We start from the raw sequence: 15,449 nt of genomic DNA, 5'->3' as shown, positions 1-15,449 counted from the left end.
AAAAATAAATAGATTAAATATAGTAAATTTATTGTTTATACTAAACTTAAGGTTGAGTTTAATATAATACTAGCTTTTTATTTTTGGAGCTTATTTATGCTTAGGATCTTTTTTGTTAATTTTATCTTTATCATTAGCTGTTTTGCTACTGATATTGATTCATTTGAAGATGAGTATATCGCTCAAGATAGCTTTGATCCGCTAAGTGGGTATAATAGAGTTATGACAGAATTTAACCATATATTTTATCAAAATGTGTTGATACCGACATTTAAAGGCTATGACTATATGATGCCAAATCCAGCTCAAGATGCTATAAGCAATTTTTTTGATAATCTACTCTTTCCTATTAGATTAGTTAATAATGTATTACAACTTAAATTTGCAAATGCTAGTGAAGAGAGCTTAAGATTTATCGCTAATACTATAGTTGGTTTTGGCGGAATTAGCGATGTAGCTACTAATGTATATGGGCTTAAAAAGCATGATGAGGATCTAGGGCAAACTCTTGGCTATTGGGGTGTTGGCGGTGGATTTCCCATTGTGTTACCATTTTTAGGTCAGACAAATTTGCGGGATTTAATAGGTATGAGTGGCGACTTTTTTATCAATCCAATGAGCTATACAAATGAGATATTTACAGATAATGCAAATAGATATTTTCATCTAAATTTAATAGCAAAATCATGGCGGGTAATCAATGATGGTTCTAAAGATCCAGAGCTGTATAATAAACTAACTAACGGCACAATCGATCTATACGCATTCTTAAAAGATGGATATGAACAACGCAGAAACGCACAAATTCAGGAGTAGAGCATGAAGAGAATTTTAATTTTACTATCTTTAATTTACACAATATCTTTTTCTATCGAGCTTAAAAGTATTGATGATACGCTTAGAGCGGATTTTCAAAAAGCTTTGAATATAATGAGCGATAATAAGATAAGCAAAGAGCAAAAACCGCTTAAGATTTTTGAGCTTTTTGATGGTTATTTTGATTACTCTTTGATGGCTAAACTCTCACTTTCTAAGCAGTATAAAGCTCTAAATAGTAGCCAGCAAGATGAATTTCAAAGGCTTTTTGTATCAAATTTAAAGCTATCTTTTTCTCAAAAGCTTGGATATTATAGCGACCAAGAGATTGAGTTTGTAAAAGGTGAGCTGACAAATAAAAATCGATATAATGCTCATGCGATTATAAAAAATAAGAGTGAAAACTACCCGTTGATACTTAAATTCCACCCTGCTAATGGGAGTGATTATCTAATTTATGATATAGATATTATGGGGGTTAGTATAATTCAAAGCTATAGAAGTCAATTTAGTGATTTATCGCAAAATACTGATTTTAACGAGATTATAAAGAGATTGCAAAGTGTAAATTTAGATAACAATACAACCATTAAATGAAAAAGATATTTAAATTTATAGTTTTATTTCCTAAATTAGTCTTGGCATTGAACCTAGCTATATCCATTGGGATTGGAGTATTTTCATATAAATTAGAGATTGATGCTTCAACCCAAACTTTACTTTTAGAAAATGATAAAGACCTAGCCATTTATAGAGAGATTGTAAAACACTATGAGAGTAAGAATTTTCTCATCATCGCCTATAAGCCAAATTCTAATCTATTAAGCAAGGAGAGCTTAAGCAAGATTGAGGCTATATCAAATGATCTTGAGAAATTACAAAGTGTGGATTCTGTATTTTCTATATTAAAAGCGCCACTTCTAACAAATAATCCAAATTTAACTATCAGCGAACTTGTAGATAATGTGCCAAATCTAAGTAAGGCTGGCATTGATATGAATGCTGCTAAAATGGAGCTAACAAATAGCCCATTATACAAAAATTCGCTCGTAAGTAGTGATTTTAAGACCACTTCAATTGTGGTAAATTTAAAAGATGATGAGAAATATGCTAATTTTATCGAGCAAAGAGCTAGATTAAAAGAGCAGCCAAATCTAGATCAAAATATGGTTGAAAATTTGGAGAGTGAGTTTAAAAAATATAGGGATTCTCAGCGTATTTTAGAGCATCAAACCATTAGTCAAATAAGGGAGATTATCAAGCGTCATAGTGGCGATGAGAAGCTATTTTTAGGCGGAATTAGTATGATAGCTGATGATATGGTGAGCTTTGTTAAGAGTGATTTGCTAGTGTATGGAAGTGGCGTATTATTACTACTTGGATTTTGCTTGTGGCTATTTTTTAGGCAGATTAGATTTGTGATTTTACCTATTGTAGTTTGCTTTTTAAGCGTGGTTTTAGCTAGTGGTTTGTTTGGGCTTTTAGGGTATGAGATTACCGTGATTAGCTCTAATTATATAGCACTTCAGCTTATTATTACTATATCAGTTGTTATACATTTGATCGTTGCTTATCGTGAGCTATATTTTAAGCATAGAGATTATACGAATATTCAGCTAGTTTATCTCACTCTTAGATCAAAATTTAAGCCATGTTTTTTTGCGATTTTGACTACTGTGATTGGATTTTTATCACTTTGTTTAAGTGATATTAAGCCTATTATTATGCTTGGAATGATGATGAGCGTGAGTATCTCTATATCGCTTTTTGTGGCGTTTTTTGTCTTTGGTAGTTTGCTTACACTGCTTAAGAAAATAGAGCCAAAAATGAGCTTTGAAAATAGCTTTAAATTCACACACTGGTGTGCGAAAATAGCCATTAAAAGGGCATATATTGTTTATATTATTAGCTTTATTATTGTGATAATTGGGATTTATGGTGTTAGTAAATTAAGGGTTGAAAATAGCTTTATAGGTTATTTTAAGTCAAATACCGAAATTTACCAAGGTATGAAGGTTATAGATACAGAGCTAGGTGGGACAATTCCACTTGATGTGATTATCAAATTTGCTTCTATCAAAGATGAGTATAGCAATGATGAGTTAGGGGATTTTGAAGATGAATTTGCTACTAACGAGCCTGAATATTGGTTTAATAGCTATAAGCTTGAGATTATCAAAAAAGTGGATAAATTTCTACAAGAGCGTGATTTTATCGGCAATGTCGGCTCACTAGCAACCCTATTAGAAGTAGGCAAGAGTGTAAATAACAATAAAGAGCTTGATCCGCTATCCCTTTCGCTAATATATAAAAATTTGCCAAGTGAGTATAAGGAGCTGATTTTAACTCCATATATAAATATAGAAAATAATGAAGCTAGATTTAGCATTAGAACACTTGATAGTGATCCAAATTTAAAGCGAGATGAGTTTATAAAATCATTAAAAAAAGATCTACAATCTTTGCTTGAAAATGAGCCAGTAGAGATAGAAGTAGCTGGTATAATGGTGCTTTATAATAATATGCTCCAAGCTCTATTTGCCTCTCAAGCTGATACGATTATCTTTGTTGTTTTGGCGCTATTTTTGGTTTTTATTTTGATATTTAGGAGTATTAAGCTCTCAATTATTGGCATAATTGCTAATCTAGTCCCACTTTGTGTGGTATTTGGCGTGATGGGAATAGCTGGAATTGCCCTTGATATTATGAGTATCACCATAGCAGCTATTAGCTTTGGGATTGGCGTTGATGATATTATCCACTATATTCATAGATTTAAGAGCGAAAGCCGTATTTATGGTATTAAGCGTTCAATTTTAAATTCTCATTTAAGCATTGGCTATGCGATGTATTATACATCATTTGCGATATTTTTAGGCTTTAGTGTGATGAGTCTATCTAATTTTTGGCCGACTATATATTTTGGCGTTTTGACTGATTTGGTTATGCTAATGATGCTTCTTGGGGCGTTAATCTTACTTCCTGCGTTGATCTTTTCATTTTATAAAAAGTCAATTTAGAGCCTAAGATGGCTCTAAAATTTAGCGATTTAAAAGAGTATTTATAAATTCTACTTCATTTAAATTATTTTTAGAGATAAACTCTTTAATGCTACTATCTTCAAATTTAATATTTTTGCTATTTAAGTATTTTTCAAATGCGGTTTTATCGCTATTTAAAGCTGCCATTGCACTACTTAAATTCGCATTCATAAAGCTAGAGTATAGCTCTTTTTGCGGTAGTTTTGACTTGTTTGAATTTGGAGCAAAAATCATAAATACTATAGCAGCTATTATGGTAGCACTGATAAAGCCAAGCTTTTTGCCAGTAAAATACTTCTTAAATGGGGCAAGATTAGCAAATATGTGAAGCACACAGGCAATCACCATTGCCATACCGATATATTCGTGGGCTATTTTGATGCCATAGCTTTTAAGATTAAAAAACATAAAAACACCAGTAACGCCGACAATGGCAAATGTAGCTATAGTGGCTGTGGTGGCTATTGGTTTAGAGACTTTCATTGCCTATCCTTTGAGTTAAATTTGGCAAAATTATTTCAAAAGTATGTTAAAAATATGTTAAATTAAATTTAATTACTATTTTAAAATATGTAAAAATGAATAAGCACTATTTACCCCATCAGTATGTAAAGCATACCAAAGGGCTCGTTTCTCTTGCTCTATCGTTGCGATCGCACCGCTAAATACAACATCACATTGGATAATATGGATATTTATATTTGTGCTATCTATAAGCGGATCGCTGATGAGATTGGTTTTGATTTTAGTTAGTATGGCTAGTTCATCTGTAAAGTGACAAGAATTTTCTGTTTTTAAATTTATATATGTTTTGATATGATTTACCCCCATTGTATTTTTAGCTAGATTGATTAGCTCCATCTTATCACTCATACTAGCCACCTCGCCAATTAGCAACACTTCAGCCCATTGTGAGACTACATCTATGTGGAAGTTGCTTAAATTTGGTGTTGCTAGGATTTTGGCTTGGATCTTTTTTTGGATTATATTATCTTTTATTATGGTGTAAATACCTCGCTCGTCCTTGCTAATTGTATATGTATCATAGATGGAGTTTAGATTTAAAAGTGGGGATTTAAAGGTGCAGCCACTGATGATAATGCTAGTCAAAATTGCTAATATTATAAACTTCATTGTGCCATTTTAGCCAAATTTAAACCAAAGCTTTCTTAAAAATATATATTTAGCTTGAATTTATTAAAATTTAGGTAGAATTTAGGCTTACATTGCGTAAATTCACTTATGCCAAAGGTTTAGATATATGCAACAAGGCAGAGTTTTCCTTGCTTCTGGGCTACTTAAAAGAGCTATAATTATCATAGTAATGTTTGTTACTATGAGTGTTTTTGGTCTCTATTTTATATTTTCTGATAGTAGTGTAGATGGAGTTGCTTATCTTGGTTTTTCTACCTTTGTGATTATACTTTTGGCTCTATTTTTAGAGGTAATTTTATATATTAGAAATAATCTTATCTTACCAATTGCAAATACCAAAATATTTATTGAAAGACTTGTAGCCAAAGAGGTCATTGAGCCGATTTCAAATTTAGATTTTTACCATATTAATAAGAATATTTATGAGTTTTTTACATCGTGGATCGGGGCTCAAAATAGCTTAAAATATTATATAGAGTATTATAGTTTGCTATTTGATAAGAGTGATATAAAGATCTTATTTATTGATGCTAAAGATGGTAGCATAATGGACGCTAGTCGGTGTGCGGTGGATTTTTATGGATATTCTAAGGGTGAGCTTTTGACTATGAGTATATTTGATATTCAGATAAATTATGATACCAAAGCATCATATCATAAGCATAGACTTTCAAATGGTGAGATTAAATTTGTTGAGGTTATTAGCACGCCAGTAAGTTTATATTTTAATGATTCATATTTTATGATTATATTAGATGCTACAAAAGCACAAGAGAAGATTGAAAGCTTAAATAGCGAAATTGCTATAATAGAGAATAATCCAGCGATTGTGGTTAAATTTACATATGCAGATCACTGGGTAGCTACTGAGCTAAGCTCAAATATAAATTTACTAATCCAAAGTGATGAAAAAAATATAGATATTAAAGCTCTGTGTCATAGCGATGATATAGCCTCTTTAAGCCTAGAAATTGAGCGTAAAATCAAGCTAGAAAATAGCATATATGATACAAAAAAAGAGCTTGATCGCTCATATAGATTTAAATTAGCAAGTGGAGAGTATGGGTGGTTTAGGGTATTTGTATCAAGCAGTAAGAATATAAATGGACAAATAGAAGTTATAATGTTTTTATTAGATAATACAGATCAAGAGATATTAAAAGAGATTTTAACAAACAAATTAAAAAGATGCGAAAGTAGAATTTTAAGTAGTGATTTGCTGGGATTTGAGTATTTTGCTAAGAGTGGGGCTTTGAAATTTAGCGTTGATTTTGTGGAGTTTTTAGGCTATAAAAATAGCATTGATATGGGTGTTAGCTCCATTGAAGATATTTATAAAATTGTATATAGAGATGATATTGATATATTAATAGATGAGTTAGATAGATATATAGAAGGCACTTCAAGGCTTGTTGAGTGCGATATAAGATTAATTAAAAAAGATGGTAAGCAAATTTATACTAAAATAAAAGCCAAAGCTCTAGATACGCTAAATGATTCTGATGAGATTATCGGAACTGCTACTGATATTAGCGACCATCAAAACTATATAGTCCAAAGTGCATTAACAAATGCTATAATGTCAAGCTCTATTAATGGCATTATGATATGCGATGTAAATGGGAATATCCTTGATATTAATGATAGTTTCTCTAAGATTACAGGATATAGCAAATATGAGATAATAGGCAAAACCCCACAAATATTACGCTCAGATAGGCACGATAATGTATTTTATGCTAAAATGTGGTCTGATATAAAGCATTTTGGTAGTTGGAGTGGGAAAATTTATAACAAAAATCGCGCAGGTGAGGTCTATTTGGAGCATTTGGTTATAACAGCTATTAAAGATGAACACGGCATAATCCAACGCTATATAGCATCATTTTATAAAATTATGGAGTAAGGAGAGAGATTTGAATTTGGATACGCAAAAGATTTACGAGCACGATATTCCAGATGGCTCTAAGCTATATTTTGGCTCTAGTGCTAAGCTAAAAAGACAGATTGAGTCTAAAGCGGCAGATATTTTAGAAAGTAGCGGTTTTAGTGAAATTATTACTCCATATTTTAGCCATCATCAAAGAGTTAGCGTAAAGCCTGAGAATTTAATACGCTTTGGTGATAAGCAAAATTTAGAGATTGCACTTCGTAGCGATAGCACCATCGATGTCGTGCGGATAGCCACAAAAAGGCTAAAAGATAGCAATACAAAAAGATGGTTTTATATCCAGCCAGTATTTAAATACCCAAATAGCGAGATCTACCAAATAGGCGCTGAGATACTAGGCGATAGTAGTATAATGCCTTGTATTGATATTGTTAGTCAAATTTTTAAGGAATTTGGCATTGAGGCGCACTTACAAATTAGCAATATCCAAATTCCAAAGATAATATGCCAGCTTTTAAATTTACCAATTAGCGTCTTTGAAAATGGCAGATTAGAGGTGATATTGGGTCTTGATTTACCATGGCTAAATCGCCTTGCTAACATTAAAAGCGACGCAGATATAGACTCAGTAATCGCTATTGCCCCAAGCGAGTTAAAAGAGCCTTTAAATTCCATTAAGGGATTAGCTAGTAACTACGAAAAACGCATATACGCACCTTTATACTACTCCAAAATGCGATATTATGATAAGCTATTTTTTAGGTTTTTATGCGATAATAGTATTTTAAGTAGTGGCGGAAGCTATGAGATAGATGGTAATATTTCAGCGGGATTTGCTATATTTAGCGATGCTGTGATAGAGAATTTAAGAAGCAAATAGAAGGATTGATATGACAAAAGCGGATTTAATTGTTGGAATTCAGTGGGGAGATGAAGGCAAGGGTAAAATTGTCGATATGCTCTCACAAAATTATGATTTGGTATGTAGAAGCGGTGGCGGACACAACGCTGGACACACTATATGGGTAGATGGGGTTAAATACGCTTTGCATCTAGTTCCAAGCGGAATTTTGCACCCTAATATAATAAATATTATAGGCAATGGCGTGGTGGTAAATCCTGAAGTGCTTATAAAAGAGATGTCGCAGTTTGAAAATTTAAAAGGGAGATTTTATATCAGCGATAGGGCACACTTAAATTTATCGCATCACTCCTTAATAGACCAAGCCAAAGAGAGATTAAAAGGGGATAAAGCCATAGGCACCACTGGCAAAGGCATTGGCCCAGCGTATGCTGATAAGATTAGTCGCACGGGGCATAGGGTTGGCGAATTGCTTAATCCTAAGCAACTTAGCGAAAATTTAATAAGCGATTTTGAGGCCAATAGGGCTTATTTAGACGCTCTTGGGGTGAATATACCTAGCAAAGATGAGATATACAAAGAGCTTGAAATATTTAAAAATTCTCTATCGCCATACATTGCTGATACTACTCAAATTCTATGGAAAGCCATAGATGAGAATAAGAAAATTCTTTTAGAAGGGGCTCAAGGCACACTTTTAGATATTGACCATGGCACATATCCATATGTTACTAGCTCAAATACAATCTCAGCTGGTGCTTGTACGGGTCTTGGCTTAAGCCCAAAAAGCATAGGAAATGTGATTGGAATTTTAAAAGCCTACACAACAAGGGTTGGCAATGGTGCATTCCCTACTGAAGATCACGGCAAAGATGGGGATATAATGTGCGAAGTAGGCAAGGAGTATGGCACCACTACTGGCAGAAAAAGACGCTGTGGATGGCTAGATGCAGTAGCCGTAAGATATGCTTCAAAGCTAAATGGAGTAGATAGCTATGCGTTGATGAAATTAGATGTTTTAGATGGATTTAAGAGTGTTAAAATTTGCAAAGCTTATGAGTATAGAGGCGAGATTATAGATTATGTGCCAGTAAATTTAGATGAGGTAACTCCTATTTATGAAGAGCTTGAAGGTTGGGATAGCATTAGCGGGATTAAAAATTATGATGATCTTCCGCAAAATGCTAAGCGATATATACAAAGGATAGAGGAGCTAACAGGAGTTAGAGTTAGCATTATCTCTACTAGCCCAGAAAGGAGCGATACAATACTAAGATGAATAATAAATTTTCGCAAATTGTAAAGGTTAGAGAAGAGGAGCTAAATAAGATTGAGATGAGCCTAGCTAAATCTAAGGCGATGTTTCGTGAGCTTAGTCGCTCTATGGATGCTATAAATACTGAGATAAATATGAGTAAATTTCCAAAAAGCGGCTCATCATCTAAAATTAAATCCACAATCGAACAACAAAAGCTCTTAAGAAGTCAAAAAGATAAGATAAAAGAGAAAATGCTACTTATGCAAAAGGAGATTATGCACTTTGAATCTAAGTATAAAAAAGCATATATAGAGCTAGAAAAAGTCAAATATATGGAAAGAGAAGAGATACAAAAAGAGCTAAAAAACCTTAAGAAAAAAGAGAGCAAAGAGCTTGATGAGCTAGGCACTATGAGATACTCATTTTTGAAATAAGGATAGAATTTGAAATTTATATATTTTATACTTATTTTAAACACATTTTTATATGCTAATAGCGATGAGATTTTAGCTGATAGAGAGGCTAATATCGCTAAGAATTTAGAACTCATAGATAGCTCACGCCAGGAGCTAGAGGCTTATAGGGCGGCTACTACTACTTTATTTAATCAGCGTGAAGCTCAAATTTTAGCCAAAGAGCAAGATTTAAATAAAACCTTAGAGATAATAGCTCAAAAAGAAGAGAATATTAAAAAAATGCTTGAGAAAAATGAAAAAATTTTATCTGAGTTAAAAAGCATTACAAGCGATAAGGTTTTAGAGATATATGCCAAGATGAAAGACGCTCCAGCAGCTACGATAATTTCGCAACTTCCAAGAGATGAGGCAGCTAAGGTTTTACACTCACTTGAAGCTAAGAAAATATCTGCAATTTTTGCTAAAATGGATCCGCAAATCGCAGCTGAACTTACCCAAATTTTAAAAAATGATGAGCTTTTTAAAGAGTCAAATTCAACTAAATAAAATTTAATTTATCTTGCTATTTTTAGCTGATTTTATATATTTTTTTGATAAAATTAGCCAAAAAATTTATAAAGGCCATTTAAATGCGTATTAAACTTCCTCATGCTCCATATATAGCAAGAAAAATTGCAATTGATCTATTAAATTCTGGTTTTATTAAATTTAAGAGCGGAACTGAGCCTATAGCGGCTGTGGCTAAAGATATTCTTTGTGTTGATATAAATAAAGAAAGAGCGCTAGAAGAGCGTGTAAAAGAGCTTTTGGATCAAAATGAAAATGAGATTGATTTTATGCAAGTTGATCGCAAGAGTATGTTTTGGCTCATTAAGAAAAAATTAGCCAAAGATTTTGGCGTAATGCTTGCTTATGATGATCGTTATAGTAGCTTATCACATGAGATTTTACAAAAATTATGGAAAGATGATTTAATAGATTATGAAGTTTCAGAAAATAGGGTAAAAAATTTAATTTATAACGCCATAGAAAGCTATCTAAAGCAGTATGAGGCTATCGAAGATAGTGTAATTGACCGCTTAGAAAACTATAAAAAGAAAGTTATCCCAGGCACAGATGAGTATGATTTGATATTTGAGAAATTATATGAAGAAGAGCTTCGCAAAAGAGGAATGATATAATGAAGGCTTATATATATTTAGAAAATGGTATCTATTTAGAGGCTAAGGCTTTTGGCAAGGGTGGAAGTGCCTTTGGGGAGCTTGTGTTTAATACGTCTTTGACTGGATATGAAGAGATCATCACAGACCCAAGCTACGCTGGGCAATTTATCATATTTACTATGCCAGAAATTGGGATTGTGGGGATAAATGATGATGATAAAGAGAGCAGTAAAATTCACGCAAGTGGTGTATTTATGCGTAATTTTAATGCCAATCCAAGTAATTTTAGATCCCAAGAGAGCATTGAGAAGTTTTTTTACGATCAAGGCAAATTCGGAATATATGATATAGATACTAGGTATTTAACCAAAATGCTAAGAGATGGTGGAAATTTAAGAGCATATGTATCAACTCAAATTAGCGATAAAAATGAGCTAAAAAAAGCTTTAGAAAGTAGCGCTAGAATCGATGAAATAAACTATGTAAGCGTTGTTAGCACCAAAGAGCCATATACTCATCTTTTCACAAGATGGGAGCATAAAAATCAATCTTATGGTAGTGTTAAATCCATTGGCAAAAGGGTTGCGGTGATTGATTATGGAGTAAAAAGAAATATATTAAATGAGCTTTGTAGCGTTGGTCTTGAGCTTGAGGTTTATCCGCATGATGTAAGGGCTGAGGTTTTGATAGATAAATTTAATAAAGGTCAAATCCATGGAGTATTTTTAAGCAATGGTCCAGGCGAGCCTAGAATGCTAGTAGATGAGATAGCACAAATCAAAAAGCTAATTGCGGCAAATATCCCTATGTTTGGTATATGTCTTGGTCATCAACTACTATCTAATGCCTATGGTTATGAGACTTATAAGCTTAAATTTGGACAACATGGAGCAAATCACCCAGTTCAAAATTTAGATACAAAAAGCATAGAGATCACAGCGCAAAATCATAATTATAATGTCCCAGAGAGCATTTGTGAAGTAGCTACAATTACTCATAGAAATCTTTTTGATAATACAATCGAAGGCGTGTGCTATAATGGTGGCAAGGTCTTTTCAGTTCAGCATCATCCAGAGGCAAGTAGTGGGCCAAATGAGAGTAAGTATATATTTAATAAATTTGTAGAAATCTTATAATGGAGCTAACTACAATTCTTACCACCATTGCCCTTGGGATAGGCTTTAGCCTCTCTCATTGCATTGGTATGTGTGGTGGATTTGTAGCAGCTTGTAATCTTAAGCTTAGCAAAACAGATAGAATAACCCATTTTATCTTATCTCTTGGTTATCATTTAAGTAGAGTTTTGGCCTATGTGATTTTAGGTATTTTGTTTGGTCTTTTTGGCTCGGCAGTTATCTTTAGCGGCTTTAGCAAGGGATTATTTATCTTTTTTGCTGGAGTTATCTTAATAATTTTATCTTTTGCCATTTTTAAAAGAGGTAGGCTCCTTTCTTGTATTGAAAATCAAAAAATAATCTCGTTTATAATGTCGCTACTTAGTAAATTCAGACAAAAAAATAGCACTATATCACTTCTAATTCTAGGTTTTTTAAACGGGCTTTTGCCTTGTGGGGTTGTATATTATTTTCTAGCTATCTCATTTGGAAGTGGATCGATAATAGAAGGGGCGGCGATTATGGCTATTTTTGGTCTTAGTACTATTCCAGTTATGATGGGGTTTGGCGGTATTTTGTCAGCCATTGGTGTTAAATTTAAAAATTATATAAATTTAGTTTCATTTTTTATTATGCTTGGATATGGAATTTACCTTTTATATTTAGGATTTATGGTATTAAAATGAGATAATTAATAGGGGTTAGCGTGAATGAGATTTTAAAGTCTTTGACTATTTTGTTTGTAGAAGATGATAATGATGTAAAAAGCTGGGTATCTAAGTCTATAGATGGCGTTTTTAAAAATTTGATTTTGGCTAAAAATGGAGATGAAGGGCTAAAGAAATTTAAAAAATACAATCCCGATATAGTAATTACCGATATTGTAATGCCTATTATAGATGGACTAGAGATGACTAAGCAGATTAAGAGTATATCTAGATCCACTCCGGTAATTGTGCTTAGTGCCTTTAGCGATCAAGATAGATTGCTAGGTGCGATCGATGCAGGGGTTAATAAATATTTAATAAAGCCAGTTGAAATGCAGGAGCTTTTGGAGATTATATATAAATTTGCTAAGGATATGGGATTTATAGCTCAAGTTGATTTTGGTAATGGAGTTAAATTTGATAAAGCCAAAAGAGCTCTTATAAATAGCGATGGAGTAGAGATATCTTTGACTAAAAAGGAGATAGCATTTTTGATGCTTTTAACCCAAAGAATGGATACTTTGGTTTTACATGAAGATATTAAGCAAAGAGTTTGGACAGGTCAGAAGGTAAGTGAAGCGGCAATTAGAACATTTGTAAAGCGAATTAGGGATAAAATTGGAGCAAATTTAATCAAAAATATCTCTGGTCTTGGCTATAAAATCACAACAAATGATGAAAAATGAGTAAAATCGTAACATTAAATTAAATTTTGTTATTTACAGAGTTACCTTAAAATGCGGTAACTCCACGCATATTTATTAAATGTAAAATATTTTAAATTTATTTTGTTTATTTTAAGTTAATTTATATTTTATTTACCATATAATTATAGATATTTTTTAAAGATAATAAACTTTACAGGAGGACTTTTAATGCAGCCAAGTAATGCATTGAACTACGACTATACAGTCGCTAAGTACTTCATGTTTACCACTATTATTTTTGGTATAGTTGGTATGGGTATTGGTACTTTGATAGCCTTTCAGCTAGCATACCCAGATCTTAACTATCTAGCTGGTGAATATGGAACATTTAGTCGTCTTAGACCGCTTCATACAAATGGCGTTATCTATGGATTTATGTTATCAGGTATCTTTGCTACCTGGTATTATATCGGACAAAGAGTGCTTAAGGTCTCTATGAGCGAATCTAAATTTTTAATGTTTATAGGCAAGTTGCACTTTTGGCTATATGTGCTAGTTATAGCTTTAGCAATTATTACTCTTTTTGCTGGTGTTTCTACATCTAAGGAGTATGCAGAGCTTGAGTGGCCTATTGATATTATAGTTGTTGTTGTGTGGGTTTTATGGGGAGTTTCTATATTTGGACTTATTGGAATTCGCCGTGAAAAAACACTTTATATCTCACTTTGGTATTATATCGCTACATTCCTTGGCGTGGCTATGCTATATCTATTTAATAATATGGAAGTTCCTACTCGTTTAGTTACAGGTATGGGTAGCTGGATTCACTCTGTATCTATGTATGCTGGCACAAATGATGCATTAGTTCAATGGTGGTTTGGTCATAATGCAGTTGCGTTTGTATTTACAGTAGCTATTATCGCACAAATTTACTATTTCTTACCAAAAGAGAGTGGTCAGCCAATATTTAGCTACAAGCTATCATTATTCTCATTTTGGGGTCTTATGTTTGTCTATCTTTGGGCTGGTGGTCACCACCTTATCTACTCTACGGTGCCAGATTGGATGCAGACTATGGGATCTATATTCTCTATAGTTCTTATTTTGCCTAGTTGGGGTTCAGCTATAAATATGCTTTTGACAATGAAGGGTGAATGGGGACAACTAAGAGAAAATCCACTAATTAAATTTATGATTTTAGCCTCTACATTCTATATGTTCTCTACTCTTGAAGGACCGATTCTTTCAATAAAATCAGTAAATGCACTAGCTCACTTCACTGATTGGATCCCAGGGCATGTCCATGATGGGACTCTTGGCTGGGTTGGATTTATGACTATGGCTGCACTATACCATATGACTCCACGCATATTTAAAAGAGAACTTTATAGCAAATCTTTGATGGAAGCACAATTTTGGATCCAAACAACAGGTATAGTTTTATACTTTGCTTCTATGTGGATAGCTGGAATTACTCAAGGTATGATGTGGAGAGCTACTGATGAGTATGGTAACCTTGCTTACTCATTTATAGATACTGTTACTGTTTTAATTCCATATTATTGGATTAGGGCTATAGGCGGTCTATTGTATTTAATCGGATTTTTCATGTTTGCTTACAATATTATGAAATCTATCTCATCAAGTAAGCCTATAGATCGTGAGCCAGTTAGTGCTTCACCGATGGCTGCGTAAGGAGGAATGAATGTTTAGTTGGTTAGAGAAAAATCCATTCTTTTTTGCGGTATTTGTGTTTATCTTTATAGCTTATGCTGGTATTGTGGAAATTTTGCCAGATTTTGCTGATCGTGCTAGACCTGTCGAGCATAAAAAACCATACACAGTTTTACAGCTAGCTGGTCGCCATATCTATATAGCTGATAGCTGTAATGCTTGCCACTCTCAATTGATTCGCCCATTTAAATCAGAAACAGATAGATATGGTATGTATTCTGTAAGTGGCGAATTTGCTTATGATAGGCCATTTTTATGGGGATCTAAAAGAACAGGCCCAGATCTCGCTAGAATCGGCAACTATAGAAGCGTTGATTGGCATGAAAATCACATGAGAGATCCAGTAAGCGTAGTGCCAGGATCTATTATGCCAGCGTATAAACATATGTTTAATAAAAATGCTGATATAGAGACAGCTTATGCTGAAGCTTTAACGGTTAAAAAGGTATTTAATGTCCCTTATGATATTGAGGGTATGCCAAAACTAGGTAGCTGGGAGGAGGCTCAAGCGCAGGTAAAAACAGAAGCGGAGGCTATTATAAGCCAAATGAAAGATCAAGATGTGAAAGATGCGTTTGCTAGAGGCGAAATTCGTCAGATTGTCGCATTGATTGCATATCTAAATAGCTTAAAATAGGGTTTGT

General features: G+C 33.3%; 16 protein-coding genes. 14 read left to right on the top strand and 2 right to left on the bottom strand.

Features of this window, described 5'->3' with window-relative positions:
- Positions 1–96: 96 nt before the first annotated feature.
- The 3 genes from CSUIS19073_RS03080 to CSUIS19073_RS03070 are packed head-to-tail and all read left to right on the top strand — an operon-like array spanning position 97 to position 3,836.
- Positions 97–816, top strand: a complete 720-nt coding sequence (locus CSUIS19073_RS03080; RefSeq protein WP_086242194.1) for an MlaA family lipoprotein — start codon at positions 97–99, stop codon at positions 814–816.
- A 3-nt stretch (positions 817–819) separates the two neighbouring features.
- A complete protein-coding gene (locus CSUIS19073_RS03075; protein WP_086237732.1) occupies positions 820–1,413 on the top strand; it encodes a Tgt2/MlaC family protein in 594 nt (197 codons plus the stop codon).
- The gene (locus CSUIS19073_RS03070; RefSeq protein ID WP_086242193.1) at positions 1,410–3,836 is read left to right on the top strand and encodes an efflux RND transporter permease subunit; all 2,427 of its coding nucleotides are present in this window, start codon (positions 1,410–1,412) and stop codon (positions 3,834–3,836) included. Before CSUIS19073_RS03075 ends, CSUIS19073_RS03070 begins: the two co-directional genes overlap by 4 nt.
- 21 nt (positions 3,837–3,857) lie before the next feature.
- Here CSUIS19073_RS03070 and CSUIS19073_RS03065 read toward each other — a convergent pair whose 3' ends face one another.
- Positions 3,858–4,340 carry a DUF4405 domain-containing protein gene (locus tag CSUIS19073_RS03065; RefSeq protein WP_086242192.1) on the bottom strand — a complete coding sequence of 161 codons (483 nt, stop codon included), beginning with the start codon at positions 4,338–4,340 and terminating at the stop codon, positions 3,858–3,860.
- Positions 4,341–4,415: 75 nt separating this feature from the next.
- On the bottom strand, positions 4,416–4,991 hold the full coding sequence (locus tag CSUIS19073_RS03060; RefSeq protein ID WP_086237729.1) for a BON domain-containing protein: 576 nt from the start codon (positions 4,989–4,991) through the stop codon (positions 4,416–4,418).
- Positions 4,992–5,118: 127 nt separating this feature from the next.
- Here CSUIS19073_RS03060 and CSUIS19073_RS03055 point away from each other — a divergent pair, with 127 nt between their 5' ends.
- From CSUIS19073_RS03055 to ccoO, 11 genes are all read left to right on the top strand, one after another.
- Complete coding sequence (locus CSUIS19073_RS03055) at positions 5,119–6,918, top strand: PAS domain S-box protein (RefSeq protein WP_086237728.1); 1,800 nt, start codon at positions 5,119–5,121, stop codon at positions 6,916–6,918.
- 10 nt (positions 6,919–6,928) lie between these two features.
- The gene (locus tag CSUIS19073_RS03050) at positions 6,929–7,783 is read left to right on the top strand and encodes an ATP phosphoribosyltransferase regulatory subunit (protein WP_438939314.1); all 855 of its coding nucleotides are present in this window, start codon (positions 6,929–6,931) and stop codon (positions 7,781–7,783) included.
- 10 nt (positions 7,784–7,793) lie between these two features.
- Positions 7,794–9,044 carry an adenylosuccinate synthase gene (locus CSUIS19073_RS03045; protein ID WP_086237727.1) on the top strand — a complete coding sequence of 417 codons (1,251 nt, stop codon included), beginning with the start codon at positions 7,794–7,796 and terminating at the stop codon, positions 9,042–9,044.
- Positions 9,041–9,457, top strand: coding sequence for a flagellar FliJ family protein (locus tag CSUIS19073_RS03040; protein ID WP_086237726.1), 417 nt, complete (start codon positions 9,041–9,043; stop codon positions 9,455–9,457). The genes CSUIS19073_RS03045 and CSUIS19073_RS03040 overlap by 4 nt, the downstream gene beginning before the upstream one ends.
- A gap of 9 nt (positions 9,458–9,466) precedes the next feature.
- Positions 9,467–9,985: a MotE family protein gene (locus CSUIS19073_RS03035; protein WP_086237725.1), complete on the top strand. Its 519-nt coding sequence runs from the start codon at positions 9,467–9,469 to the stop codon at positions 9,983–9,985.
- Between the two features lie 83 nt (positions 9,986–10,068).
- Positions 10,069–10,620 carry a DUF507 family protein gene (locus CSUIS19073_RS03030; RefSeq protein WP_086237724.1) on the top strand — a complete coding sequence of 184 codons (552 nt, stop codon included), beginning with the start codon at positions 10,069–10,071 and terminating at the stop codon, positions 10,618–10,620.
- Positions 10,620–11,738 carry a glutamine-hydrolyzing carbamoyl-phosphate synthase small subunit gene (gene carA / locus CSUIS19073_RS03025; RefSeq protein WP_086237723.1) on the top strand — a complete coding sequence of 373 codons (1,119 nt, stop codon included), beginning with the start codon at positions 10,620–10,622 and terminating at the stop codon, positions 11,736–11,738. Before CSUIS19073_RS03030 ends, carA begins: the two co-directional genes overlap by 1 nt.
- On the top strand, positions 11,738–12,403 hold the full coding sequence (locus CSUIS19073_RS03020) for a sulfite exporter TauE/SafE family protein (protein ID WP_086237722.1): 666 nt from the start codon (positions 11,738–11,740) through the stop codon (positions 12,401–12,403). Before carA ends, CSUIS19073_RS03020 begins: the two co-directional genes overlap by 1 nt.
- Before the next feature lie 20 nt (positions 12,404–12,423).
- Complete coding sequence (locus CSUIS19073_RS03015; protein ID WP_086237721.1) at positions 12,424–13,110, top strand: response regulator transcription factor; 687 nt, start codon at positions 12,424–12,426, stop codon at positions 13,108–13,110.
- A gap of 189 nt (positions 13,111–13,299) precedes the next feature.
- Positions 13,300–14,766, top strand: a complete 1,467-nt coding sequence (ccoN, locus tag CSUIS19073_RS03010; protein ID WP_086237720.1) for a cytochrome-c oxidase, cbb3-type subunit I — start codon at positions 13,300–13,302, stop codon at positions 14,764–14,766.
- A 10-nt stretch (positions 14,767–14,776) separates the two neighbouring features.
- Positions 14,777–15,442 carry a cytochrome-c oxidase, cbb3-type subunit II gene (gene ccoO, locus CSUIS19073_RS03005; RefSeq protein ID WP_086242191.1) on the top strand — a complete coding sequence of 222 codons (666 nt, stop codon included), beginning with the start codon at positions 14,777–14,779 and terminating at the stop codon, positions 15,440–15,442.
- The last annotated feature ends 7 nt before the right edge of the window (positions 15,443–15,449 follow it).

Origin of the sequence: Campylobacter sp. RM19073 (assembly GCF_024723495.1) — a bacterium.
GTDB classification, from domain to species: Bacteria; Campylobacterota; Campylobacteria; order Campylobacterales; family Campylobacteraceae; genus Campylobacter; species Campylobacter porcelli.
This window is presented reverse-complemented; position numbering and strand designations above follow the sequence as displayed.

Bases quoted from the DNA above. Each gene is read 5' to 3' on its own strand.
- CSUIS19073_RS03080 (WP_086242194.1), top strand. From the start codon at position 97: ATGCTTAGGATCTTTTTTGTTAATTTTATCTTTATCATTAGCTGTTTT.
- CSUIS19073_RS03075 (WP_086237732.1), top strand. From the start codon at position 820: ATGAAGAGAATTTTAATTTTACTATCTTTAATTTACACAATATCTTTT.
- CSUIS19073_RS03070 (WP_086242193.1), top strand. From the start codon at position 1,410: ATGAAAAAGATATTTAAATTTATAGTTTTATTTCCTAAATTAGTCTTG.
- CSUIS19073_RS03065 (WP_086242192.1), bottom strand. From the start codon at position 4,340: ATGAAAGTCTCTAAACCAATAGCCACCACAGCCACTATAGCTACATTT.
- CSUIS19073_RS03060 (WP_086237729.1), bottom strand. From the start codon at position 4,991: ATGAAGTTTATAATATTAGCAATTTTGACTAGCATTATCATCAGTGGC.
- CSUIS19073_RS03055 (WP_086237728.1), top strand. From the start codon at position 5,119: ATGCAACAAGGCAGAGTTTTCCTTGCTTCTGGGCTACTTAAAAGAGCT.
- CSUIS19073_RS03045 (WP_086237727.1), top strand. From the start codon at position 7,794: ATGACAAAAGCGGATTTAATTGTTGGAATTCAGTGGGGAGATGAAGGC.
- CSUIS19073_RS03040 (WP_086237726.1), top strand. From the start codon at position 9,041: ATGAATAATAAATTTTCGCAAATTGTAAAGGTTAGAGAAGAGGAGCTA.
- CSUIS19073_RS03030 (WP_086237724.1), top strand. From the start codon at position 10,069: ATGCGTATTAAACTTCCTCATGCTCCATATATAGCAAGAAAAATTGCA.
- carA (WP_086237723.1), top strand. From the start codon at position 10,620: ATGAAGGCTTATATATATTTAGAAAATGGTATCTATTTAGAGGCTAAG.
- CSUIS19073_RS03020 (WP_086237722.1), top strand. From the start codon at position 11,738: ATGGAGCTAACTACAATTCTTACCACCATTGCCCTTGGGATAGGCTTT.
- ccoN (WP_086237720.1), top strand. From the start codon at position 13,300: ATGCAGCCAAGTAATGCATTGAACTACGACTATACAGTCGCTAAGTAC.
- ccoO (WP_086242191.1), top strand. From the start codon at position 14,777: ATGTTTAGTTGGTTAGAGAAAAATCCATTCTTTTTTGCGGTATTTGTG.